The following is a 23234-nucleotide window of genomic DNA, read 5'->3' as shown; positions in this document are numbered from 1 at the left end:
GGAAGGGGATCCCGCCCCTAGGGGACGGGGACGTAAGTCCCGTTTCCGAGCACAAACCGTGACGCAGGGTGACGAGTGTGTGTCAGTGGTTCTGTTCCGCCTGCATGCGCGCCACGTACGCCGCCGCCTGCGAGCGCCGCTCCATGCCGAGCTTGGAGAGCAGGCTGGACACGTAATTCTTGATCGTCTTTTCGGCGAGGTGCAGCCGTTCGCCGATCACCCGGTTGGTCAGACCCTCGCCGATCAGGTCGAGGATCTTGCGCTCCTGGTCCGTGAGGTTCGACAGACGGTCGTCGCCCTTGGGGGTGTTTCCGTCGCGCAGGCGCTCCAGGACCCGGGCCGTGGCGACGGGGTCGAGCAGAGACTTTCCTGCTGCCACATCCCGTACGGCGGAGAGGAGTTCATTGCCGCGAATGGCCTTCAGGACATAGCCGGAAGCGCCTGCCATGATCGCGTCGAAGAGAGCCTCGTCGTCCGCGAACGAGGTGAGCATCAGGCATTTGATGTCCTCGTTCTGTGAACGGATCTCGCGGCAGACCTCGACGCCGCTGCCGTCCGGAAGACGCACGTCGAGCACGGCCACATCTGGTCGCGTCGCGGGGATCCTGACCAGGGCGTCCGCGGCCGTTCCGGCTTCGCCGACGACCTCGATGTCGGACTCCACGGAGAGCAGCTCATGGACTCCACGGCGGACCACTTCATGGTCGTCGAGGAGAAATACCGTAATTTTTCCGTCTTCGCGCACGGAGCCAGTCTCACACACGATCTCTCGCAGTGCCTGAGCTGAACTCTTCCCGTGCGCGGGGTGGCCGGGATAACGTGCCGGTGTTCCGGCCCCCTGCCAGGCTGTGATCAGTGCTGTGACCAGGAACTGTTCCCGACTTTCTGCATTTACTCGGAAATCCAAGCAGTCAGATACTTGGAAATCCAAGCAAATTCGCAGGTCAGATGGGGTTTCACAGAATTGGGAAGCACTGGGTAACGTGCATTGTGCAGGGCGCTCGCCGGGGCACCTGTCACGCCTGTTCCCGGCCGAGTCGCACCCACCCCGTGCGCGGGCACGGATCAGGCGAGCCGCACTGGCTTACCCGGTAATCCCGGGGGCCGGACCGACGGAGGAGCACACGTGACCGTGGAGAGCACCGCCGCGCGCACACCGCGCCGCAGCACGACCAGCGGCGGGAAGCGCGCAAGCGCCAAGAAGGCCGCGCCGAAGAAAAGCACGGAACCCCAGCTTGTCCAGCTGCTGACCCCCGAGGGCAAGCGGGTCAAGAACGCCGAGTACGACTCGTACGTCGCGGACATCACCGCCGACGACATGCGTGCCCTCTACCGCGACATGGTCCTCACCCGCCGCTTCGACGCCGAGGCCACCTCCCTGCAGCGCCAGGGCGAGCTGGGCCTGTGGGCGTCGCTGCTCGGCCAGGAGGCCGCCCAGATCGGCTCGGGCCGTGCCACGCGCGAGGACGACTACGTCTTCCCGACCTACCGCGAGCACGGCGTCGCCTGGTGCCGCGGGGTCGACCCGACCAATCTGCTCGGGATGTTCCGCGGCGTGAACCACGGCGGCTGGGACCCGAACACCAACAACTTCCACCTGTACACGATCGTCATCGGCTCGCAGACCCTGCACGCCACCGGTTACGCGATGGGCGTGGCCAAGGACGGCGCGGACTCGGCCGTGATCGCGTACTTCGGTGACGGCGCGTCCAGCCAGGGCGACGTCGCCGAGGCGTTCACCTTCTCCGCGGTCTACAACGCCCCGGTCGTGTTCTTCTGCCAGAACAACCAGTGGGCGATCTCCGAGCCCACCGAGAAGCAGACCCGGGTGCCGCTCTACCAGCGCGCGCAGGGCTTCGGCTTCCCGGGCGTGCGGGTCGACGGCAACGACGTGCTCGCGGTGCTCGCCGTCACCAAGTGGGCCCTTGAGCGGGCGCGTACGGGCGAGGGCCCGGCGCTCATCGAGGCGTTCACCTACCGCATGGGCGCGCACACCACGTCCGACGACCCGACCAAGTACCGCAGGGACGAGGAGCGCGAGGCCTGGGAGGCCAAGGACCCGATCCTGCGCCTGCGGACCTACCTCGAGGCCGAAGGTCACGCGGATGAGGGATTTTTCGCGGAACTCGAGGCGGAGAGCGAAGCGTTGGGAAAGCGAGTGCGAGAGGTGGTGCGGGCGATGCCGGATCCGGATCTGATGGCGATCTTCGAGAACGCGTATGCGGACGGGCATGCGCTGGTCGACGAGGAGCGCGCCCAGTTCGCCGCGTACCAGGCGTCGTTCGCGGACGAAGGCGGTAAGTGACCATGGGCGTACAGAAACTTCCCCTCGCCAAAGCGATCAACGAATCGCTGCGCACCGCGCTCGACACCGACCCCAAGGTCCTCATCATGGGCGAGGACGTCGGCAAGCTCGGCGGCGTCTTCCGGGTGACGGACGGGCTGCAGAAGGACTTCGGCGAGGACCGTGTCATCGACACCCCGCTCGCCGAGTCCGGCATCGTCGGCACGGCCATCGGCCTGGCGCTTCGGGGCTATCGCCCGGTGGTGGAGATCCAGTTCGACGGCTTCGTCTTCCCGGCGTATGACCAGATCGTCACGCAGCTCGCGAAGATGCACGCCCGCGCGCTCGGCAAGATCAAGATGCCGGTCGTCATCCGGATTCCGTACGGCGGTGGCATCGGCGCCGTCGAGCACCACAGCGAGTCGCCCGAGGCGCTGTTCGCGCACGTGGCGGGCCTCAAGGTCGTCTCGCCCTCGAACTCCTCGGATGCCTACTGGATGATGCAGCAGGCCATCCAGAGCGACGACCCGGTGATCTTCTTCGAGCCGAAGCGCCGCTACTGGGACAAGAGCGAGGTCGACACGGACGCCATCCCGGCGCCGCTGCACAAGGCCCGGGTCGCCCGCGAGGGCACGGACCTGACGCTCGCCGCGTACGGCCCGATGGTGAAGGTCTGTCTGGAGGCCGCGGCGGCCGCCGCCGAAGAGGGCAAGTCCCTTGAGGTCGTGGACATGCGCTCCATGTCGCCGATGGACTTCGACACCGTGCAGGCCTCGGTCGAGAAGACGCGGCGGCTGGTCGTGGTCCACGAGGCCCCGGTCTTCCTGGGCACGGGCGCGGAGATCGCGGCCCGCATCACCGAGCGCTGCTTCTACCACCTCGAAGCTCCCGTCCTTCGGGTCGGCGGCTTCCACGCGCCGTATCCGCCGGCGCGGTTGGAAGAGGAGTACCTGCCGGGCCTCGACCGGGTGCTCGACACTGTCGACCGCTCGCTGGCGTACTGAGGGAGAGGGTCGTGACGACGATGACAGACGCTGCGCTGGCCGAGTTCAAGATGCCCGACGTGGGCGAGGGGCTCACCGAGGCGGAGATCCTCAAGTGGTTCGTGGCGCCGGGCGACACGGTCACCGACGGGCAGGTGGTGTGCGAGGTCGAGACGGCCAAGGCCGCCGTCGAGCTGCCCATCCCGTTCAACGGTGTCGTGCATGAACTGCGCTTCCCCGAGGGCACCACGGTCGATGTCGGCCAGGTGATCATCGCGGTGGACGTGTCCGGCGGCAGTGCGCCCGCCGCAGCCGCCGAGACCGCCGCCCCGGCTGAGACCGCCGCCCCGGCTGAGGCCGCCGCCCCGGTGCAGGAGGCCGCCCCTGCGGCTGCCGAGGAGGAAGCCGCTCCCACGGGCCGGCAGCCCGTGCTCGTGGGCTATGGGGTCGCCGAGTCCTCGACGAAGCGCCGGGCGCGCAAGGCCGCTTCGGAGCAGGCCGAGGCCGCGGGAACGTACTACGCGGCGGCGGTCCAGGTCGAACTGAACGGCTCCGGTACGGCTGCCGCTCCCGCCCCGGCTGCCCCGGCCCCGGGAGCTACCGCCCCGGCAGCCCCCGCCGGTGAGCGTCCGCTGGCCAAGCCGCCGGTGCGCAAGCTCGCCAAGGACCTGGGAGTTGACCTCACGGCCATCGTCCCGTCCGGGCCCGACGGGATCATCACGCGCGAGGACGTGCACGCGGCGGTGGCCTCCGCCGCGACGCCCGCTGCCGCCACCGCCACCGCCCCCGCCCCCGCCTCCGCCACCGTGTCCGCACCGCAGCCGGTGGCCGCCGACGTGCCCGCCGCTGCCGCCCCGGTGGTGGGCGGCGACGCCCGCGAGACGCGGATCCCCGTCAAGGGCGTCCGCAAGGCCATCGCCCAGGCGATGGTCGGCTCGGCCTTCACGGCGCCGCACGTCACGGAGTTCGTGACGGTGGACGTGACGCGGACGATGAAGCTGGTCGACGAGCTCAAGGTGGACAAGGCCTTCGCGGGCCTGCGGGTCAATCCGCTCCTGCTCATCTCCAAGGCGCTGCTCGTGGCGATCCGGCGCAACCCGGACGTCAACGCGGCCTGGGACGAGGCGAACCAGGAGATCGTCCAGAAGCACTACGTGAATCTGGGCATCGCCGCGGCGACCCCGCGCGGCCTGGTCGTCCCGAACATCAAGGACGCGCACGCCAAGACGCTGCCGGAACTGGCTGCTTCGCTCGGTGAGTTGGTGTCCACGGCCAAGGACGGCAAGACGACCCCGGCCGCGATGCAGGGCGGCACGGTCACCATCTCGAACGTCGGCGTCTTCGGCGTCGACACCGGTACGCCGATTCTGAACCCCGGCGAGTCCGCGATCCTCGCGGTCGGCGCGATCAAGCTCCAGCCCTGGGTCCACAAGGGCAAGGTCAAGCCGCGTCAGGTGACGACGCTCGCGCTCTCCTTCGACCACCGCCTGGTCGACGGCGAGCTCGGCTCCAAGGTGCTCGCCGACGTGGCGGCGATCCTGGAGCAGCCCAAGCGGCTCATCACCTGGGCGTAGCCCGTACGAAGAGGGGGCCCGCCGCGTGCTGCGGCGGGCCCTCTTCGTTTCCCCCTCGGGGGCTACCGCGTCGGGCCTACTTCTTGAAGCCGTAGTCCATCAGCTTCTTCGCGTCCTTCGTGCGGTTGGTCGCGGAGGTCGAGGTGAGGACCGTGCCGATGACCGTCTTGCCGTTGCGGGTCGCGGCGAAGACCAGGCAGTACTTGGCCTGCGGGCCGGAGCCGGTCTTCACGCCGATCGCGCCGCTGTAGCTGCTGAGCAGGTTGTTCGTGTTCGACCACGACATGTAGCGGTAGCCACCGCTCTTCGTGGTGACCTTCTGCTTCGTCGACTTCGTCTTCACGACCGTGCGGAACGTGGAGCTCTTCATCGCGCTGCTGGCGAGCTTCGTCAGGTCGCGGGGCGTGGAGTAGTTGCCCGCGCCGCCGATGCCGTCGAACGAGTCGAAGTGGGTGTTCGTCAGGCCGAGGCTCCTGGCCTGCGTGTTCATCTTGCCGATGAACGACTTCACGCGCGCCGAGCGGGTGTTGCCCTTGCCGAACTTGTCCGCGAGCGCGTACGCCGCGTCGCAGCCGGACGGCAGCATCAGGCCGTACAGGAGCTGGCGGACGGTGACCTTGTCGCCGACGATCAGGCGGGCGGACGAGGCGGTGTTCCTGACGATGTAGTCGCTGTAGGCCTTTTCGATCTTGACCTTGGAGTTGAGGTTCAGGTTCGGCTGCGAGAGCACCACCTTGGCCGTCATGATCTTGGTGGTGGAGCCGGTGGACCGGCGGGTGTCCGCGGACTTGGTGAAGAGCGTCTTGCCCGTGCCGTTGTTCATCACGAAGCCGCCCTTGGCGGCGATCGACGGCTTGGGAAGCGCGGCCGCATGGGCCGGGGTCGTGAGGGCTCCGCCCGCGAGTACCGCACCCGCGGTGACGATAACGGCCGATGCGCGACGAATGCCCTTAATGCGGGTTTTCAAGGTCTGTGCTCCAAATGCCCCTGGAATGCGGCCACATGAGGGTGCCGCTCGATGGTGAGACGCACGAGAGGGGCGGATGGATGTGCTCCCAGGGGGGTGAAGTCCGAATCGTGGACTGGACGTCCTCATGGGTACGTGTTGTATCTATGCTGTGCGCATGCCTGTCGCACCCGCCTCGCCCCCCGCTGGGGCCCTGAAGCAACCACCCGCCGCGGAGCGCGTGTACGCGCACGTCAAGCAGGGCGTGCTCGACCGCCGGTACGAGGGCGGCACGCTGCTCACCGAGGGCGAGCTCGCCGAGGCCGTCGGGGTGTCCCGCACTCCGGTGCGCGAGGCCCTCCTGAAGCTGGAGGTGGAGGGGCTCCTGCGCCTCTATCCGAAGAAGGGGGCGCTGGTCCTGCCGGTGTCCGTGCAGGAGATCGCCGACGTCGTCGAGACGCGGCTCCTGGTGGAGACGCACTCGGTGCGCAAGGCGGTGCCCGCGCCGCCGGGGCTGATCGCCCGCCTCGAAGAGCTGCTGGCCCGGCAGCGGGAGCAGGCCGCCGCGGGGGACCTCGCGGAAGCGGCCGTCACCGACCGCTGTTTCCACGCGGAGATCGTGCGCAGCGGGGGGAACGAGATCCTGGCCCGGCTGTACGACCAGCTTCGGGACCGGCAGTTGCGGATGGGGGTCGCGGTGATGCACTCGCATCCCGACCGGATCGCCAAGACGCTCGCCGAGCACGAGGAGATTCTTGGGGCTTTGCGGGCCGGGGACGCGGACGCGGCGGTGGGTGTGGTCACCCGGCACGTCGGGTGGTTTCGGGATCTTGCTCGGGGTGAGGTTCGGTGAGGGTGCTCTTTGACGGGCTGCCGTCCGCCGTCGGTGGGTTTTCTTCTGCCGCTTCGCGGCGTGTTTCCCGCCCGCCCACCCGTATCTCCGCAGCAAACCCGCGCCGTAGGAGCACGTGGCGCGCCCGGAGGTGGTCCCGATGAGCTCCGCCTCCGCGCCCGTCTCCCTGCCCGGTGATCCTCCCGGCGGCAGGAAGGCCGTGCTCGTCTGGGGCATCGGCGTCGCCGTCTACTTCGTCGCCGTCATCTTCCGGACCTCGCTCGGCGTCGCCGGACTCGACGCCGCAGACCGCTTCCACGTCAACGCGTCCGCGCTCTCCACCTTCTCGATCCTCCAACTCCTCGTCTACGCGGGCATGCAGATACCCGTCGGCCTGATGGTCGACCGGCTCGGCACCAAGCGCGTGCTGACCATCGGAGTCGTGCTCTTCACGCTCGGACAGCTCGGCTTCGCGTTCTCGCCCTCGTACGGGATGGCGCTCGCGTCCCGCGCGCTGCTCGGCTGCGGTGACGCGCTGACCTTCATCAGCGTGCTGCGCCTCGGCACCCGCTGGTTCCCGGCCCGGCGCGGCCCGATGGTCGCCCAGCTCGCCGGTCTGGTCGGCATGGCGGGCAACCTCGTCTCCACCCTCGTCCTCGCCCGGCTCCTGCACTCCGTCGGCTGGACCGCGGCCTTCGCCGGCAGCGCGCTCTGCGGCGTCGTCGTCCTCGTACTGATGACGCTGTTCCTCAAGGACCACCCCGAGGGCCACGAGCCGGCGCCCGTGCGGCACACCGGCGGTGCCTTCGTGCGCAAGCAGATCGCCCTCAGCTGGCGCGAGCCCGGCACCCGGCTCGGCCTGTGGGTGCACTTCACCACGCAGTTCCCCGCGATGGTCTTCCTGCTCCTGTGGGGCCTGCCGTTCCTCGTCGAGGCGCAGGGGCTCTCGCGCGCGACCGCCGGGGCGCTGCTCACCCTCGTCGTGCTGTCCAACATGGTGGTGGGCCTGATCTACGGCCAGATCGTCGCCCGGCACCACGCGGCCCGCACGCCCCTGGCCATCGGCACCGTCGCCGCGACGGCCACGATGTGGGCGGTCACCATCCACTACCCCGGCGACCACGCCCCGATGGGGCTCCTCGTCGCGCTCTGCGTCGTACTCGGCTCCTGCGGGCCCGCGTCCATGATCGGCTTCGACTTCGCGCGGCCCGCCAACCCGCCGGAGCGGCAGGGCACCGCCTCCGGCATCGTGAACATGGGCGGCTTCGTCGCCTCCATGACGACCCTGCTCGCCATCGGCGTCCTCCTGGACGCGACCGGCGACAACTACCGCATCGCCTTCTCCGCCGTCTTCGTCCTCGAAGCGATCGGCCTCAGCCAGATCCTGCGGCTGCGGACGCGCGCGGTGCGCCGGGAGAGGGAGCGGCTCGTCGCCAGCCGCGTGGAGGCCGTGCACGTACCCGTCTGAGGCCCCACGCGCCCCGAGGGCTACGGCGTGACCGCGAACTCCCGCAGGATCGCCTCGCCCAGGCCGTGATCGCCCTCGACCTTGATCCGGTCGGCCACGGACGCGTACGTGATGCGGCCGCACGCCAGGCGGAAGTACGTCTCCCAGTCCAGGCTCAGCGTCGCGAGCGGGCCGAGCGAGGGGGCGCTGTCGACCGTGGCGTGGCCGTCGGCGTCGACGCGGACCGTGCGCAGGAACTCGACGGGGCCGCTCACATCGAGGACGACCGCCGAATTCGCCGGCGCGGCGGCCTTCTTGGCGACCACCTTGGGCAGGCCGTGCAGGAGGAGATCGCGCGCCACGAGCGCGCCCTGGGAGTCCAGGTTGCCGGGCTTCCTCAGCGTCGTCCGCAGATCCTGCTCGTGCACCCAGACGTCGAACGCGCGCATCCGCGTGGCCAGTTCGAGGGTCTGCTCGGTGCCGAGCGGGCCGCGGATCTTGTGGGAGGGGTCGCGCGACTCGTTCCGCAGCTGCCGCGAGCGGCGGATGATCGTGTACTCCAGCTCGGAGGTCATCTCGGGCGCGGTGTGATGGCGCCGGACGTCGACCTGTACCTCCATGTACCGCTGGCCCTCGGTCTGTACGTGGTACAGATCGCGGGGCAGGGTGTGGATGGGGCGCGGGTCGCCCAGCATCTCGCAGTCCAGGCCTATGACATGGGAGACGACATCCCGCACCGACCAGCCGGGGCAGGGGGTGGCCCAGTTCCACTCTCCCTCGGCGAGCGGTGACACCAGCTCGGATATGGCTGATACGGATTGGGTCCAGGCGTCGGCGTAGGTTTGCAGGCTGGGATGGAGACTCACGGGACCCCTCGACGGTCGTACGCGGGCGGTGGGTGTCTGGGACGCTAAGTTACGCTGCCCGCAGGCACCCCGGCAGTGCTTTCGTGTGACGATCGTAGGCCTGCATTGACGGCTCGAATGCCAGGACGGTGGTAGTGTGCGCGCCTCCCTCATCCAGATCGCCGTAGACGAGGGCGAATCGGTCAATTCCCGCCGCTCGCGGGTCTCTTCACTGGTACGTGAGGTGGCCGAGCGGGAGCGGCCGGATCTCGTCGTTCTTCCCGAACTGTGGACCACGGGCGCTTTCGCGTACGAGTCGTTCGCGAGCGAGGCGGAGCCGCTGGAGGGGCCTACGTACGAGGCGATGGCCAAGGCCGCGAGTGACGCGGGCGTCTGGCTGCACGCGGGGTCGATTCCGGAGCGGGACGCTTCCGGCGACCTCTACAACACCTCGCTCGTCTTCTCGCCCGACGGCGAACTCGCCGCCTCGTACCGGAAGATCCACCGGTTCGGCTTCGACAAGGGCGAGGCCGTCCTGATGGGGGCGGGCAGCGAGCTGGTGACGGTGCGGACGCCTTCGGCGGCGATCGGGCTCGCCACGTGCTACGACCTCCGCTTTCCCGAGCTGTTCCGGGGGCTTGTCGACGCGGGCGCGGAGATGTTCGTCGTTCCCGCGGGGTGGCCCGCGCGGCGGCGGGAGCACTGGACGCTGTTCGCCCGGGCGCGGGCGGTCGAGGACCAGGTGTACGTCCTCGCCTGTGGCACCGGCGGTACGCATGCCGGGGTTCCCCAGGCCGGGCACAGCGTTGTCGTCGACCCCTGGGGCGAGGTGCTCGCCGAGGCGGGGGACGGCGAGGAGATCCTCACCGTCGACCTCGACCCTTCCCGGGTGGCGGCTACGCGGGAGCAGTTCCCCGCGTTGAAGGACCGGTTGCTGGGAGTCGCCGCCCCTCGGCCGGCTGTCCCCGGCCATTAGTCGTCGTCGCCCCGTTCCTTCTCCGCCAGGCGGATCACGCAGACCGCGACGGCCAGGAGCAGGGCCGCGTCGGCGTCGTCCCTGGTGACGTGGAGGCCGTACGTCTCGCGGACCCGGAACCAGCGCCGCGAGATGTCGGCCAGGAGTTCGCCGTCGTACTCGATGGCGAACTCGCGGTCCAGGATCTTGCCGCTCACGTCGAGTTCGGTGCCGTCGACCAGCTCCACGCGGTAGTGGTTGCGCAGGAGCGAGAGGCGTTTGCGCTTGACCGTGGCCAGCGGTTCGCCCTCCCGCTCGATCAGCATCGTGTCGCGCAGCGCCAGCATCTTGGCGCGGATGTCGATGAGGACGCGGCCCTGCATGTCCTTGAGCTCGAAGGTCTCGCGTAGGCGCATCGCCTTGCCGTCGACGAGGAAGACCTTCTGGCCTTGGTCGTCCTCGATCCAGTAGTCGTCGCCGATGCCGAGCAGCCGGTCGCGTACGAGAAGTTTCATGGGGCCATGACTACCCCGTGGCGCGCATGACAGCAGGGCAAGCCGGGGGAGTTCACCGTGACGGGCCCGGCAGCCGGGGTGGGGTGGCTGCCGGGCCCGGCGGAGCCGGTGGCCTTGGTGGAGTCAGTGGTGGTGGTCGTCTTCCGTCCTGATCACCGTGGCGCCCGGCGGCACGACCGTCTTGCGGCGTGCGTTGGTGAACACGGCGACACCGATCACGCCCACGGCCATCATGATCAGGCCGGTGACGGTGAGATTGATGCCGTCCATCTCCCAGTCGGTGGCGAACGCCAGTATGGCGCCGACGGCGATGAGGATGATGCATCCGCCCAGGCCCATGTGGACCGCCTCCCTATGTCGTGGCTGGCACCCGGGTACCCGGACCCGCCACGGCCACACGGAGAAGCGGAGATTGACGTTCAGCCGTCGGTCCCGATCCCTCAGCCTTCCAGGAACGCCACCAGCGCGTTGGCCAGCAGGTGCGGATCGTCCGCCCCGCACAGCTCGCGCACGCTGTGCATCGAGAGGATCGCGACGCCGATGTCGACGGTCTTGATGCCGTGCCGTGCCGCGGTGATCGGCCCGATCGTCGTGCCGCAGGGCATCGCGTTGTTCGAGACGAAGCTCTGGAAAGGCACGCCGGCCTTCTCGCACGCGGCGGCGAACACGGCACGTCCGGCGCCGTCCGTGGCGTACCGGTTGTTGACGTTGACCTTGAGGATCGGGCCGCCGTTGGCGCGCGGGTGGTGCGTCGGGTCGTGCCGCTCCGCGTAGTTGGGGTGCACGGCGTGGCCGGTGTCGGAGGAGAGGCAGACGGTGCCGGCGAAGGCGCGGGCCCTGTCCTCGTACGTGCCGCCGCGCGCGAAGACGGACCGCTCAAGGACGCTGCCGAGCAGCGGGCCGTCCGCGCCCGTGTCGGACTGCGAGCCGTTCTCCTCGTGGTCGAAGGCGGCGAGCACGGGGATGTACGGGAGGGAGTCGGCGCCGTCCGCCGTGGCGACGGCGGCGAGCGCCGCCGTACAGGCGTGCACGGAGAGGAGGTTGTCCATGCGGGGGCCCGCGATGAGGTCGCGGTCGCGGCCGAGGTAGGAGGGCGCCTCGATGGGGTGCGTCATCAGGTCCCAGCCGGTGACGTCGCCGGGGGTGAGCCCCGACTCCTCCTCCAGGAAGGTGATGAGGTCGCCCTCGTGCACGTCGTCGCCGAGCCCCCAGATGGGCTGCATGTGCTTCTGCTTGTCGAGCTTGAGGCCGTCTGCGATCACGCCGCGGTCCATGTGGATCGCCAGCTGCGGGACGCGCAGGAGCGCCCGGTCGATGTTCACCAGGCGCGTGGAGCCGTCCCGCAGCGAGAGCCGGCCCGCGAGGCCGAGGTCGCGGTCGAGCCAGGAGTTGAGCAGGGGGCCGCCGTAGATCTCGACCGCGACCTGCCGCCAGCCGTGCGCGCCGGCGTCCGGCTTCGGCTTGACGCGGAGGTTGGGGGAGTCGGTGTGGGCGCCGACGATGCGGTACGGGGTGTGCGCGGAGGCACCTTCGGGGACGTACCAGGCGACGATCGCGCCGCCGCGCTGCACATACTTGCCGCCGGTCGACCCGTCCCAGGCGTCGGTCTCCTCGACCTGCCGGAAACCGGCCTTCTCCAGCCGCTCCGCGGCGGTCGCCACTGCGTGGTACGGGGAGGGGCTTGCCGCCAGGAAGGTCATGAGGTCGTCGGAGTGGCCGCGGTCGAAGCGGGCAGGTGTGCTCATGGCTTCCAGCCTAGCTAGCGGTTCCTCGGGGCGAGGGTGCCCTTTTCCGGGAGGTTCTGTACCGGATCTGCCCGCATCCGGCCTGGCTGTACCGCCGCGGCCCGCCCTCTCCTGGCCGCCGGGGCCTCTGCGGGGCGCCCTGTCCCCCTTCGCCTGCGCCGCCGCTGCGCGCCCTGTCCCCCTTCGCCTGCGCCGCCGCTGCGCGCCCGGCTCTCCCCCTCCCGCCCACCCGTTCACCCCGCAGCGTCCCCTGACCGTCCTTCGCCTGCGCCGCCGGTCCCGGCCTGCGCCGCCGCTTCGCGGCGGGTCTTCCCCTCCCACCCACCCGTTTACCCCGCAGCGTCGAGCGGGTGCGGATGTGCTGCGGGGCATCGGGTGGGCGGGAGGGAGACATCCGCCGCGGAGCGGCGGGACAGGACATGCTGCGGGGTGATCGGGTGGGTGGGCGGGAAAGACCCGGCGCGCAGCGGCGGGGCAAGCCAGGACGGTGCCGCGGACGAAGAAGCACCGCCCTCAGCAAGAGAAACGGAGCGGCGGGGCAAGCCAGGACGGTGCCGCGGACGAAGAAGCACCGCCCTCAGCAAGAGAAACGGAGCGGCGGGGCAAGCCAGGACGGTGCCGCGGACGAAGAAGCACCGCCCTCAGCAAGAGAAACGGAGCGGCGGGGCAAGCCAGGACGGTGCCGCGGACGAAGAAGCACCGCCCTCAGCAAGAGAGACGCAGCGGCGGGGCAAGCCAGGACGGTGCCGCGGACGAAGAAGCACCGCCCTCAGCAAGAGAAACGCAGCGGCGGGACGGGGCAGGCGGGGACGGCGCCGCAGACGAAGAACGCCCCGCAGCACATCCATACCCACCCGAGGCGGTGGGCGGGACAGAAACGCTGCGGCCCGCCCCCCGAAGGGAGCGGGCCACCTGAAAAGTCGCGGAGGCTAGAACGCCGCCTCGTCCAGCTCCATGAGGTCCAGCTCCACGCCCTCGGCGAGCTTCCGCTCGTATCCGACGCCCGGCAGGACATTCGCCGCGAAGAACTTGGCCGCCGCGATCTTGCCCTTGTAGAAGGCGACATCCTTGGCCGAGGCCGTCTCCAGCTTCTCGGCGGCGACCGCCGCGCCCCGCAGCAGGAGGTAGCCGACGACCACGTCGCCGGAGACCATCAGGAGGCGGGTCGTATTGAGGCCCACCTTGTAGATGGACTTCACGTCCTGCTCGGTCGCCGCGAGGTCCGTCAGCATGACGCCGACGATGGCCTCCAGCTCGACCGCGGCCTTGGCCAGCTCCTCGCGGGCCCCGGCCAGGCTCTCGCCGCCCGTGCCGACCGCGAGGAACTTCTTGATCTCCTCGGCGAGGCCGTTCAGCGCGGCGCCCTGGTTGCGGACGATCTTCCGGAAGAAGTAGTCCTGGCCCTGGATGGCCGTCGTGCCCTCGTAGAGGGTGTCGATCTTGGCGTCACGGATGTACTGCTCGATCGGGTACTCCTGGAGGTACCCCGAGCCGCCGAACGTCTGGAGCGACTGCGCCAGCTGCTCGTACGACTTCTCCGAGCCGTAGCCCTTGACGATGGGGAGCAGGAGGTCGTTCAGGGCGATGAGCGCCGACGCGTCCTCGCCCTCCGCCTCCTTGATCTGGATGTCGTCCTGGACCGCCGCGGTGTGCAGGACCAGGGCGCGCATGCCCTCCGCGTACGCCTTCTGCGTCATCAGCGAGCGGCGTACGTCCGGGTGGTGCGTGATCGTGACCTTGGGCGCCGTCTTGTCCATGAACTGGGCGAGGTCCGGGCCCTGCACGCGCTCCTTGGCGTACTCCAGGGCGTTGAGGTAACCCGTCGAGAGCGTCGCGATGGCCTTCGTGCCGACCATCATGCGGGCGAACTCGATGATCATGAACATCTGGCGGATGCCGTCGTGCTTGTCGCCGATCAGCCAGCCCTTGGCGGGGTGCTGGTCGCCGAACGTCATCTCGCACGTGTTGGACGCCTTGAGGCCCATCTTGTGCTCGACGTTCGTGGCGTACACGCCGTTGCGCGCGCCCAGCTCGCCGGTCTCCCAGTCGAACTCGTACTTCGGGACCAGGAAGAGCGACAGGCCCTTCGTGCCGGGGCCGTGGCCCTCGGGGCGGGCGAGGACGTAGTGGAGGATGTTCTCCGACATGTCGTGCTCACCGGACGTGATGAAGCGCTTCACGCCCTCGATGTGCCAGGAGCCGTCCTCCTGCTTGATCGCCTTGGTGCGGCCCGCGCCGACGTCCGAACCGGCGTCCGGCTCGGTCAGGACCATCGTCGAGCCCCACTGCTTCTCGACGGCGATCGCGGCGATCTTCTTCTGCGCCTCGTTGCCCTCGTCGTGCAGGATGCCCGCGAACGCCGGACCGGAGGAGTACATCCACACGGCCGGGTTGGCGCCCAGGAGCAGCTCCGCGTAACCCCAGATCAGGGAGCGGGGGGCGGTCGTGCCGCCGATGCCCTCGGGCAGGCCCAGGCGCCAGTACTCGGAGTCCATGAAGGCCTGGTAGCTCTTCTTGAAGGACGCCGGGACCGGCGCGGTGTTGGTCTCGGGGTCGAAGACCGGCGGGTTGCGGTCGGCGTCCTCGAAGGACTCGGCCAGCTCGTTCTCGGCGAGGCGGCGCAGCTCGTCGAGGATGGTCTTGGCGGTGTCGACGTCCATCTCCGCGAACGGGCCGGTGCCGTACAGCTTGTCGCGGCCGAGCACCTCGAAGAGGTTGAACTCGATGTCGCGGAGATTCGACTTGTAGTGCCCCATGGCGACGGCTCCGTAAGCAGAAAGGGATCAACAGGATCTGTACCAGTAAGTAGCTACGATGATGCTACCCGCCAGTAATAAGAAGCAACCCCTAATAGGGCATCTGTGACTCAGTCCTCGTGCGGGCTCAGTACTCTTGCGGTCATGTACGGCTACGACCAGAGCCCAGGCGCCCAGCAGCAGTACGCCCCGCCCGGGGCGCAGCCGCCGCCGCAGCAGATGCAAGGCGGCGCGCAGGGGTACGCCCAGCAGCCTCCGCTCTACCCCGAGCCGTCGCCCCCGTCCCTCGCGGACGCGGTGCGCGCCTTCACCACGGGCTCGATGTCCGCCGAGGACTTCCAGCAGGCCTTCGCCACCTCGAAGGTCTACTGCCCGCGCGGCGACAACCCCGGCTTCCTCGCCCTGCACAACACCCAGCAGCCGGTCATCCCGATGTTCACCTCCCTCAAGGAGCTGCGCCGGTACGCGGGCAAGGAGTCCAAGTACTTCGTGATCACGGGCGCCGAGGTCATCGACCTCCTCCCCACCGGGTACGGCTTCGTGCTCGACATGGAGGGCGAGCACCGCATGGTCTTCGACGCCAAGGCCGTCGAGCAGATGGTCGACTTCGCGATGCGTCGGATGTACGGCTGAGCCCTGAGCGGTCTCCGCTGCTCGGCCTCCGGCCTCGCCCCCTGGTCGTCTTCGTGTGCGGGGCCGTCGTGGCTGGTCGCGCAGTTCCCCGCGCCCCTTTGGGGCGCCTTCCTGAGCCCGGAGGAATTTCCTCCGGGCTCTCGCCGTTCCCGGTGGCAAGAAGTTCTACGTTCAACTAAACTGAGCGTACGAGAAGGAGGCACCGACATGCCCGCTGTGACCGTGGAGAACCCGCTGACCCTGCCCCGTGTGGCCGCGTCCGCCGACGCCGTGGCCCGCCCCGTGCTCGCCGTCACGACCGCGCCGAGCGGTTTCGAGGGCGAGGGCTTCCCGGTGCGCCGGGCGTTCGCGGGGATCAACTACAAGTACCTCGACCCGTTCATCATGATGGACCAGATGGGCGAGGTGGAGTACGGAGCCGGGGAGCCCAAGGGCACCCCCTGGCACCCGCACCGCGGCTTCGAGACGGTCACGTACCTGATCGACGGCACGTTCGTGCACCAGGACTCGAACGGTGGCGGCGGCACCATCCAGAACGGCGACACCCAGTGGATGACCGCGGGCAGCGGCCTCCTGCACATCGAGGCGCCCCCGGAGTCCCTCGTCCAGTCCGGCGGCCTCTTCCACGGCCTCCAGCTGTGGGTGAACCTGCCCGCGCGGGACAAGATGATGGACCCCCGCTACCAGGACATCCGCGGCGGCCAGGTGCAGCTCCTGACCACCCCCGACGGCGGCGCGCTCCTGCGCGTCATCGCCGGTGAGCTCGACGGGCACGAAGGACCCGGCATCACGCACACGCCGATCACGATGATCCACGCGACCGTGCGCCCCGGTGCCGAGGTCACGCTGCCCTGGCGCGAGGACTTCAACGGCCTCGCGTACGTGCTCGCAGGGCGCGGCACGGTCGGCGGCGAGCGCCGCCCGGTGCACATGGGCCAGACGGCGGTCTTCGGCTCGGGCTCCTCGCTGACCGTCCGCGCGGACGAGAAGCAGGACGGGAACACCCCCGACCTGGAGGTCGTGCTGCTCGGCGGGCAGCCGATCCGTGAGCCGATGGCGCACTACGGCCCGTTCGTGATGAACAGTCAGGCCGAGCTGCAGCAGGCCTTCGAGGACTTCCAGAAGGGTCTGCTCGGCACGGTCCCTGCCGTGCACGGCATGTAGCCGTACATCGCGCACGGCATGTAGCCGTACATCGCGCACGGCATGTAGCCGTACATAAGGTGCGGGCCCACGCGGCCCATGCTCGGGTAGGAGGGTGAGCACCCTCCTGCCCGAGCCCGCACGGCGTACCGCCGCCTGGTGCGCCGTCCTCCTGCTCGTCACCGGCGTGGCCGCCGTGGCGATCTGGCTCGTCGTCATCTTCAAGACGGCCGTCACACCGGTGCTGCTCGCCCTGCTCGGCACGGCGCTGCTCGGGCCCGTCTACCGGTGGCTCCTGAAGATGAAGGTGCAGCGGTCACTGGCCGCGGGGCTCACCTGCGCGGCCGTCGTCGCGGTCGTCGGCGGCGCGATGTACATCGTGGTCAAGGCCCTGATCGACACCGGCGACCAGATCATCGCCTCCCTGAAGCAGGCCGCCACCGACCTCTCCGAGCACTTCGGCGCCGCGGGGACGTCCCTGGACGACATGGCGTCCAACGCCAAGGACCTGCTCGGCAAGTTCGGCGGATCCGCCGCGTCCGGAGTGATCAGCGGGCTCAGCGTCGTCGGCGAGATGATCGCCATGGCCGTCCTCGCGCTGCTGCTCGTCTTCTTCTTCCTGCGCGACTCCGACCGCGCCATGGGCTCCATGCGCTCGCTCGCCCCGCGCGGCACCGCCGACATCGTCGAGGCGATGGGCCGGCGCGCCTTCCAGGCCGTCGAGGGCTTCATGCGCGGCACCACGTTCATCGCGCTGATCGACGCCATCTGCATCACCGTCGGGCTTCTGATCCTGCGGGTGCCGGGGGCGTGGGGGCTCGGCGCGCTCGTCTTCATCGGCGCCTACATCCCGTATCTGGGCGCGTTCATCTCCGGCGCCGTCGCCGTCCTGGTCGCGCTCGCGGACCGCGGGGTGATCATCGCGCTGTGGGCGCTCGGTGTGGTCCTCGCCGTGCAGGTCCTGGAGGGGCACGTGCTCCAGCCGGTGATCCAGTCGCGGACCGTGCAGATGCACCCGGCGGTCGTCATGCTGGCGATCACCGCGGGGGCCTCCGTGGCGGGGATCCTGGGGATGCTCCTCGCGGTGCCGGTGACGGCGGCGGCGTTCGGGGTGATCTCTGAGTTGCGAGAGAGATATGGGGCTGGGGAATCCAGCCCGTCCGGCGTTTGAGGACGAACTCGGCGGAGCCGGTGATCGACGGTTCCCAAGGCTTCGGGGCGCCGGAGTCACTCGCCCGCGGCACCCTCGTACAGCTCGAACCAGATGCTCTTGCCCTCGCCCCTGGGATCCACCCCCCACTCGTCGGCGAGCAGCTCCATCAGGACCAACCCGCGCCCGGACGACGCCAGTTCACCGGGGTGGCGCTTGTGCGGCAGGTCGTCGCTGCCGTCCGAGACCTCGGCCCGCAGCCGGCGCGAGCCCGGCTCCCCGATGACCTCGGCGACGAGCAGCGCGTCGCCGTCCGTGTGCACCAGTACGTTCGTGATCATCTCGGAGACCATCAGGACCGCCGAGTCGACTTGGTCGGCGTCCGCCCAGTCGTGCAGCAGCTCCCGCACATGGCGCCGCGCCCCCGCGATCCGCTCCGGCTCGGCCTGCGCGACCGTCAGGACGGTGCGCCGTGCGGGCGTGCGGTGGGCGGGGTGGGCGGCCCTGCGCAGGAGCAGGACCGCTATGTCGTCCTCGCGGCGGTCCACGAGGGATCCCGTGGTGTGGTGCGAGGAGGGACCGTGCACGGCCTGTACGAGGGCGTCGGCGAGCTCCTCCAGGCCGTCGTCCTCCCCGTCGCCCCCGTGCTCCTCCAGGATCGTGCGGATCCGCTTCCAGCCGCTGTCCAGGTCGTGGCCGCCGGTCTCGATGAGGCCGTCGGTGCAGACCAGCATCGTCTCGCCGGACTCCAGGACGAGGCGGGTCGTGGGGTAGTCCGCGTCCGGGTCGATGCCGAGCGGCAGGCCGCCCGCCGTGGGGCGCAGCAGGACCGTTCCGTCGCTCATCCGTATCGCGGGCTCCGGGTGGCCCGCGCGGGCGATCTCCAGGACGCCGGTGGCCGGGTCAGCCTCCACGTAGAGGCAGGTCGCGAAGCGCGGGTCGGAGGACGGGTCGCCGCCGGCGTCGCCGTCCGAACCGATCGCGATGCCGTCCGTGATCCCCGAGAGGAAGCGGGTGGCCCGGGAGAGCACGGCGTCCGGGCGGTGGCCCTCGGACGCGTACGCGCGCAGGGCGATCCGCAGCTGCCCCATGAGCCCGGCCGCGCGCACGTCATGCCCCTGGACGTCGCCGATGACGAAGGCGATGCGGCCGTTGGGCAGCGGGATCATGTCGTACCAGTCGCCGCCCACCTGGAGCCCGCCGCCGGTCGGCACATACCGCGCGGCCACGCTCATCCCCGGGATGCGCGGCCCGAGCAGCGGCAGCATCGAGCGCTGAAGGCCCTCCGTCAGCTCCCGCTCCGACTCGGCGACCCCGGCCCGCGACAGGGCCTGGGCCAGCATCCTGGCCACCGTCGTCAGGACGGAGCGCTCGTCCGGCGTGAACGAGACGGGGTAGGCGAAGGCGGCCAGCCAGGCGCCCATCGTGCGGCCCGCGACGGTCAGCGGCAGGAACGCCCACGACTGCCGCTCGAAGGGCCGGGCCAGCGGCCAGGTGGCGGGGTAGCGGCGGTGGTACTCCTCGGGCGAGGAGAGATAGACCGCGCGGCCCGTGCGGACCACCTCGGCGGCCGGATAGTCCGTGTCCAGGGTCATCGCCGAGAAGGGCAGGTCGTCCCCCGGCTGGTGCCCGTGATGCCCGATGACCTTCAGCCGGTCGCCCTCGACCCCGAAGACACCGAGCCCGTCCGGCGAGAACCCCGGCATGGAGAGCCCGCTCGCGACCCGGAGCACCTCCTCCGTCGACCGCGCCTCGGCGAGCGCGCGCCCGGCATCCAGCAGGAACGCCTCGCGGGAGCGCCGCCAGTCGCCGGTGACCGGGCTGCGGGCGGCGGCGCCCGGCGGGGGCTCGCTGACCTCCTGGAGGGTGCCGATGAGCTCGTACGAGTGCGTGGCCTCGTCGACGATCGGCTTGGAGCGGCTGCGCACGATGCGCAGGACGCGGCGCCCCTGCTCGTCCATGATCCGCAGCCGGGCCTCGGCCAGGGTGCCCTCGGCGACGGCGAGCTGGACGATGCCGTCGATCTCGTTCCAGTCGACGGGGTGGAAGCGGGAGCGCACGCCCGCCTCGGTGAGCGTCTGGGCCTTCGGGGGAAGCCCGAGGAGCCGGGCCGCCTCGGCGTCGAGCGTGACGGTGCCGGCCGCGTTGTCCCAGCGCCACAGGCCGGTCGCGATGGCGGCGAGGACGTCCCGCACGGGAGGCAGGGGTTCGTCCCCCGCCTGTTGCAGGGGATCGTCGGTGCGCATTGACCCACTTTAGGAAGATCGATGGACAAGTCGCCACCGCCGGGGGTGGCCGGAGGCGCCCCGGGGGTGATCCGCGCAGTAATCCGGAAAGCGATCTCCGCCCGGACGGTAGCCTTGGGGACTGTCTGCTCTCTCCCCTATTCGCGAAGACTGGATGAACGAAGATGCATCGGTACAGGTCCCACACCTGCGGCGAGCTCCGCGCCTCTGACGTCGGCTCCGACGTCCGGCTGAGCGGCTGGCTGCACAATCGCCGAGACCTGGGTGGCATCCTCTTCATCGATCTGCGCGACCACTACGGAATCACGCAGCTGGTGGCCCGCCCCGGCACCAAGGCCGCCGAGGTCCTGGACAAGCTCTCCAAGGAGACGGTCGTCCGGGTCGACGGCAAGGCCGTCTCGCGCGGCGCGGAGAACGTGAACCCGGAGCTGCCCACCGGCGAGATCGAGATCGAGGCCGCCGAGGTCGAGGTGCTCGGCACCGCGGCCCCGCTGCCCTTCACGGTCAACGCGGACGACGGCGTGAACGAAGAGCGGCGCCTTGAGTACCGCTTCCTGGACCTGCGCCGCGAGCGCATGCACCGCAACATCATGCTGCGCTCGTCCGTCATCGCCTCGATCCGCTCGAAGATGGTGGCCCTCGGCTTCAACGAGATGGCGACGCCGATCCTGGCCGCGACGTCCCCCGAGGGCGCTCGCGACTTCGTCGTGCCCTCCCGCCTGAACCCGGGCAAGTTCTACGCCCTGCCGCAGGCCCCGCAGCAGTTCAAGCAGCTGCTCATGATCTCGGGCTTCGACCGCTACTTCCAGATCGCGCCGTGCTTCCGCGACGAGGACGCGCGCGCGGACCGCTCGCCGGGCGAGTTCTACCAGCTCGACGTCGAGATGAGCTTCGTGGAGCAGGAAGACGTCTTCCAGCCCATCGAGAAGCTGATGACGGAGATCTTCACGGAGTTCGGAGGCGGCCGCGAGGTTACGTCCCCGTTCCCGCGCATCCCGTTCCGCGAGTCGATGCTGAAGTACGGCAACGACAAGCCGGACCTGCGCGCGAAGCTCGAACTGGCCGACATCACGGACATCTTCGCCGACTCCGAGTTCAAGGCGTTCGCGGGCAGGCACGTGCGCGCCCTGCCGGTGCCGGACACGGCCTCGCAGTCCCGCAAGTTCTTCGACGGCCTCGGTGACTACGCGGTCGAGCAGGGCGCGAAGGGCCTTGCCTGGGTGCGCGTGGCCGAGGACGGCTCGCTGACGGGCCCGATCGCGAAGTTCCTGACGGAGGCGAACGTCCAGGAGCTGACCAAGCGCCTCGGTCTCGAAGCGGGCCACGCGGTCTTCTTCGGCGCGGGCGAGTTCGAAGAGGTCTCCAAGATCATGTCGGCCGTCCGCGTGGAGGCGGCCAAGCGTGCGGGCCACTTCGAAGAGGGCGTCTTCCGCTTCTGCTGGATCGTCGACTTCCCGATGTACGAGAAGGACGAGGACACCGGCAAGATCGACTTCTCCCACAACCCCTTCTCGATGCCCCAGGGCGGCATGAAGGACCTGGAGGAGAAGGACCCGCTCGACATCCTCGCCTGGCAGTACGACATCGTCTGCAACGGCATCGAGCTGTCCTCCGGCGCCATCCGTAACCACGAGCCCGACGTCATGCTCAAGGCCTTCGAGATCGCGGGCTACGCACGCGAGACGGTCGAGCAGGAGTTCGCGGGCATGCTCCGCGCCTTCCGCCTCGGCGCCCCGCCGCACGGCGGCATCGCCCCCGGCGTCGACCGCATCGTCATGCTCCTCGCGGACGAGCCGAACATCCGCGAGACGATCTCGTTCCCGCTGAACGGCAACGCGCAGGACCTGATGATGGGCGCGCCCTCCGAGCTGGAGGAGTCGCGGCTGCGCGAGCTGAACATCTCGTTGCGCAAGCCGGTGGCGTCCGACAAGTAGGCGTACGCAGCAGTTTGCCGGGCCCCTGGACCGTGTCGGTCCGGGGGCCCTTCGCATGTTCTCCCCCTGTGCGGCCCGTGTCCGATATCCGGGCACCGTGTCCGGTTCGCGTCCATCGGCCGTTTATCGGCGCGGCTTACGGTCACGACTCACACTCGCGTATCCATGGTCGGGGGACGGCATGGCGCTGCGTATCCACTTCACGGCACAGGACTTGGCGCGTACGACGGTCGCCGCGCGCCCGGACATCATGTGGGAGCTGACGATCAGTCTCCACCGGCTCCAGGCACCACGCTCCACGGCCCGCTGCCGACCCTGGCTCGGGCACGTGCGGGAAAGGTTGCGTACGCGCGATCTGCGGGCGGTGCTGCATCCGCTGACGACGCTCGTGCCGCCGCGGGGCGACTTCCCCGACTTCCTCACGCCGCCGGGCCAGTTGGACTTCGCCGACGCCCTGGAGCTGATCGCCGGCGCCGGGCGCCGGATGTTCGCCGACGACCTGGCGACGGTGTTCCGCGCGCGTGAACGTCCTTTATGGATACGCCAGTTGGCCGATGGCGACCGTCAGCGGCGCCGGGAGCTGGTGCGGGCGCTCGCCGTCTACCACCGGGAGCTGCTGCGCCCCTGCCTGCCCGAGCTGGACGAGACGGTGGTCGCGGAGCGTGCGGTGTGCGGGCGGCGGGTCCTGGACGGCGGGGTCGGGAAGCTGCTCGGTGTCCTGTCGCCGTCGGTGCGGTGGGAGTGGCCGGTGCTCACCGTCGACTATCCGGTCGACCGGGACCTGCGCCTCGGCGGGCGCGGCATCACGCTGGTCCCGTCCTTCTTCTGCGCGACGCCGGTGACGCTGATCGACCCCGAACTGCCGCCGGTGCTCGTCTATCCGGTCAGCGGCGAGGGCACGGCGCCGCACGGGGCCGACGGGGCGGACGGCCTCACCCCGGTGCTCGGCCGGACGCGCGCGCTGGCGATCCGCGCACTGCTCGACCCCTGCTCGCCCTGCTCGACCAGTGAACTGGCCCTGCGCATCGGGGTGTCGGTGGCGAGCGCGAGCAGGCAGGCGGCGGCGCTGCGGGACGCGGGGCTCGTCATCAGCGCGCGGCAGGGCGGCGAAGTACTGCATTCCGCCACGCGGCTCGGCAGGGAACTCGCCGGGTGTGGCCCGGAGTTGGCGCGTTCCGCCTGACGCCGCCGACGCCCCCCGGAACCGGTATCGGTTCCGGGGCCCTTGCTGTGCGGGGCCGCAAGG

19 protein-coding genes are annotated in these 23234 nt (G+C 69.9%); 11 read left to right on the top strand and 8 right to left on the bottom strand.

Annotated features, from left to right (window positions below):
- Positions 1-82: 82 nt before the first annotated feature.
- Positions 83-745, bottom strand: a complete 663-nt coding sequence (locus M4V62_RS21220) for a response regulator (RefSeq protein ID WP_249588831.1) — start codon at positions 743-745, stop codon at positions 83-85.
- A gap of 381 nt (positions 746-1126) precedes the next feature.
- On the opposite strand from M4V62_RS21220, the gene pdhA reads away from it, so the two are divergent.
- From pdhA to M4V62_RS21205, 3 genes are read left to right on the top strand one after another with little or no spacing between them, the layout of a single operon-like run.
- On the top strand, positions 1127-2305 hold the full coding sequence (gene pdhA, locus M4V62_RS21215) for a pyruvate dehydrogenase (acetyl-transferring) E1 component subunit alpha (RefSeq protein WP_249588830.1): 1179 nt from the start codon (positions 1127-1129) through the stop codon (positions 2303-2305).
- A 2-nt stretch (positions 2306-2307) separates the two neighbouring features.
- Entirely contained in the window at positions 2308-3288 is a 981-nt protein-coding gene (locus tag M4V62_RS21210; RefSeq protein ID WP_249588829.1) for an alpha-ketoacid dehydrogenase subunit beta, read from the top strand.
- Between the two features lie 11 nt (positions 3289-3299).
- Entirely contained in the window at positions 3300-4841 is a 1542-nt protein-coding gene (locus M4V62_RS21205; RefSeq protein ID WP_249588828.1) for a dihydrolipoamide acetyltransferase family protein, read from the top strand.
- Positions 4842-4917: 76 nt separating this feature from the next.
- Here M4V62_RS21205 and M4V62_RS21200 read toward each other — a convergent pair whose 3' ends face one another.
- The gene (locus M4V62_RS21200) at positions 4918-5808 is read right to left on the bottom strand and encodes a D-alanyl-D-alanine carboxypeptidase family protein (protein ID WP_249588827.1); all 891 of its coding nucleotides are present in this window, start codon (positions 5806-5808) and stop codon (positions 4918-4920) included.
- 157 nt (positions 5809-5965) lie between these two features.
- On the opposite strand from M4V62_RS21200, the gene M4V62_RS21195 reads away from it, so the two are divergent.
- Positions 5966-6640 carry a GntR family transcriptional regulator gene (locus M4V62_RS21195; protein ID WP_249588826.1) on the top strand — a complete coding sequence of 225 codons (675 nt, stop codon included), beginning with the start codon at positions 5966-5968 and terminating at the stop codon, positions 6638-6640.
- Positions 6641-6779: 139 nt separating this feature from the next.
- The gene (locus tag M4V62_RS21190) at positions 6780-8087 is read left to right on the top strand and encodes an MFS transporter (protein WP_249588825.1); all 1308 of its coding nucleotides are present in this window, start codon (positions 6780-6782) and stop codon (positions 8085-8087) included.
- Positions 8088-8107: 20 nt separating this feature from the next.
- Here the strand turns inward: M4V62_RS21190 and M4V62_RS21185 are convergent, their stop codons facing one another.
- Positions 8108-8932: a maleylpyruvate isomerase family mycothiol-dependent enzyme gene (locus tag M4V62_RS21185; RefSeq protein ID WP_249588824.1), complete on the bottom strand. Its 825-nt coding sequence runs from the start codon at positions 8930-8932 to the stop codon at positions 8108-8110.
- A 136-nt stretch (positions 8933-9068) separates the two neighbouring features.
- On the opposite strand from M4V62_RS21185, the gene M4V62_RS21180 reads away from it, so the two are divergent.
- Positions 9069-9887, top strand: coding sequence for a carbon-nitrogen family hydrolase (locus tag M4V62_RS21180; RefSeq protein ID WP_249588823.1), 819 nt, complete (start codon positions 9069-9071; stop codon positions 9885-9887).
- Here the strand turns inward: M4V62_RS21180 and M4V62_RS21175 are convergent.
- The 4 genes from M4V62_RS21175 to M4V62_RS21160 form a co-directional block, all read right to left on the bottom strand.
- The gene (locus M4V62_RS21175; RefSeq protein WP_249588822.1) at positions 9884-10381 is read right to left on the bottom strand and encodes an LURP-one-related/scramblase family protein; all 498 of its coding nucleotides are present in this window, start codon (positions 10379-10381) and stop codon (positions 9884-9886) included. The genes M4V62_RS21180 and M4V62_RS21175 overlap by 4 nt on opposite strands.
- 123 nt (positions 10382-10504) lie before the next feature.
- Positions 10505-10720, bottom strand: coding sequence for a DUF6458 family protein (locus M4V62_RS21170; RefSeq protein WP_249588821.1), 216 nt, complete (start codon positions 10718-10720; stop codon positions 10505-10507).
- A 101-nt stretch (positions 10721-10821) separates the two neighbouring features.
- Positions 10822-12126: a M18 family aminopeptidase gene (locus tag M4V62_RS21165; RefSeq protein ID WP_249588820.1), complete on the bottom strand. Its 1305-nt coding sequence runs from the start codon at positions 12124-12126 to the stop codon at positions 10822-10824.
- Positions 12127-13055: 929 nt separating this feature from the next.
- The gene (locus tag M4V62_RS21160) at positions 13056-14882 is read right to left on the bottom strand and encodes an acyl-CoA dehydrogenase (RefSeq protein ID WP_249588819.1); all 1827 of its coding nucleotides are present in this window, start codon (positions 14880-14882) and stop codon (positions 13056-13058) included.
- A gap of 144 nt (positions 14883-15026) precedes the next feature.
- Between M4V62_RS21160 and M4V62_RS21155 the strand changes: the two genes are divergently transcribed.
- The 3 genes from M4V62_RS21155 (at position 15027) to M4V62_RS21145 (ending at position 17829) form a co-directional block, all read left to right on the top strand.
- Positions 15027-15515: an SseB family protein gene (locus M4V62_RS21155; protein ID WP_249588818.1), complete on the top strand. Its 489-nt coding sequence runs from the start codon at positions 15027-15029 to the stop codon at positions 15513-15515.
- Positions 15516-15722: 207 nt separating this feature from the next.
- Positions 15723-16679: a pirin family protein gene (locus tag M4V62_RS21150; RefSeq protein WP_249588817.1), complete on the top strand. Its 957-nt coding sequence runs from the start codon at positions 15723-15725 to the stop codon at positions 16677-16679.
- A gap of 94 nt (positions 16680-16773) precedes the next feature.
- A complete protein-coding gene (locus M4V62_RS21145) occupies positions 16774-17829 on the top strand; it encodes an AI-2E family transporter (protein WP_249588816.1) in 1056 nt (351 codons plus the stop codon).
- A 56-nt stretch (positions 17830-17885) separates the two neighbouring features.
- Here the strand turns inward: M4V62_RS21145 and M4V62_RS21140 are convergent, their stop codons facing one another.
- Positions 17886-20054, bottom strand: coding sequence for a SpoIIE family protein phosphatase (locus M4V62_RS21140; protein WP_249588815.1), 2169 nt, complete (start codon positions 20052-20054; stop codon positions 17886-17888).
- A gap of 164 nt (positions 20055-20218) precedes the next feature.
- Between M4V62_RS21140 and aspS the strand changes: the two genes are divergently transcribed.
- A complete protein-coding gene (gene aspS / locus M4V62_RS21135; RefSeq protein WP_249588814.1) occupies positions 20219-21988 on the top strand; it encodes an aspartate--tRNA ligase in 1770 nt (589 codons plus the stop codon).
- A gap of 181 nt (positions 21989-22169) precedes the next feature.
- Positions 22170-23171: an ArsR family transcriptional regulator gene (locus M4V62_RS21130; protein ID WP_249588813.1), complete on the top strand. Its 1002-nt coding sequence runs from the start codon at positions 22170-22172 to the stop codon at positions 23169-23171.
- Positions 23172-23234 lie beyond the last annotated feature (63 nt).

Source organism: Streptomyces durmitorensis, assembly GCF_023498005.1.
In the GTDB taxonomy this organism is placed as follows: domain Bacteria; phylum Actinomycetota; class Actinomycetes; order Streptomycetales; family Streptomycetaceae; genus Streptomyces; species Streptomyces durmitorensis.
The sequence above is the reverse complement of the archived record's forward strand: the minus strand, read 5'-3'. Positions and strand labels throughout refer to the sequence as shown.

What these genes read in the sequence shown, in the direction of transcription:
- M4V62_RS21210 (WP_249588829.1), top strand. Translation starts at nt 2,308, where the DNA reads ATGGGCGTACAGAAACTTCCCCTCGCCAAAGCGATCAACGAATCGCTG.
- M4V62_RS21195 (WP_249588826.1), top strand. Translation starts at nt 5,966, where the DNA reads ATGCCTGTCGCACCCGCCTCGCCCCCCGCTGGGGCCCTGAAGCAACCA.
- M4V62_RS21190 (WP_249588825.1), top strand. Translation starts at nt 6,780, where the DNA reads ATGAGCTCCGCCTCCGCGCCCGTCTCCCTGCCCGGTGATCCTCCCGGC.
- M4V62_RS21175 (WP_249588822.1), bottom strand. Translation starts at nt 10,381, where the DNA reads ATGAAACTTCTCGTACGCGACCGGCTGCTCGGCATCGGCGACGACTAC.
- M4V62_RS21170 (WP_249588821.1), bottom strand. Translation starts at nt 10,720, where the DNA reads ATGGGCCTGGGCGGATGCATCATCCTCATCGCCGTCGGCGCCATACTG.
- M4V62_RS21165 (WP_249588820.1), bottom strand. Translation starts at nt 12,126, where the DNA reads ATGAGCACACCTGCCCGCTTCGACCGCGGCCACTCCGACGACCTCATG.
- M4V62_RS21160 (WP_249588819.1), bottom strand. Translation starts at nt 14,882, where the DNA reads ATGGGGCACTACAAGTCGAATCTCCGCGACATCGAGTTCAACCTCTTC.
- M4V62_RS21155 (WP_249588818.1), top strand. Translation starts at nt 15,027, where the DNA reads ATGTACGGCTACGACCAGAGCCCAGGCGCCCAGCAGCAGTACGCCCCG.
- M4V62_RS21150 (WP_249588817.1), top strand. Translation starts at nt 15,723, where the DNA reads ATGCCCGCTGTGACCGTGGAGAACCCGCTGACCCTGCCCCGTGTGGCC.
- M4V62_RS21140 (WP_249588815.1), bottom strand. Translation starts at nt 20,054, where the DNA reads ATGCGCACCGACGATCCCCTGCAACAGGCGGGGGACGAACCCCTGCCT.
- aspS (WP_249588814.1), top strand. Translation starts at nt 20,219, where the DNA reads ATGCATCGGTACAGGTCCCACACCTGCGGCGAGCTCCGCGCCTCTGAC.
- M4V62_RS21130 (WP_249588813.1), top strand. Translation starts at nt 22,170, where the DNA reads ATGGCGCTGCGTATCCACTTCACGGCACAGGACTTGGCGCGTACGACG.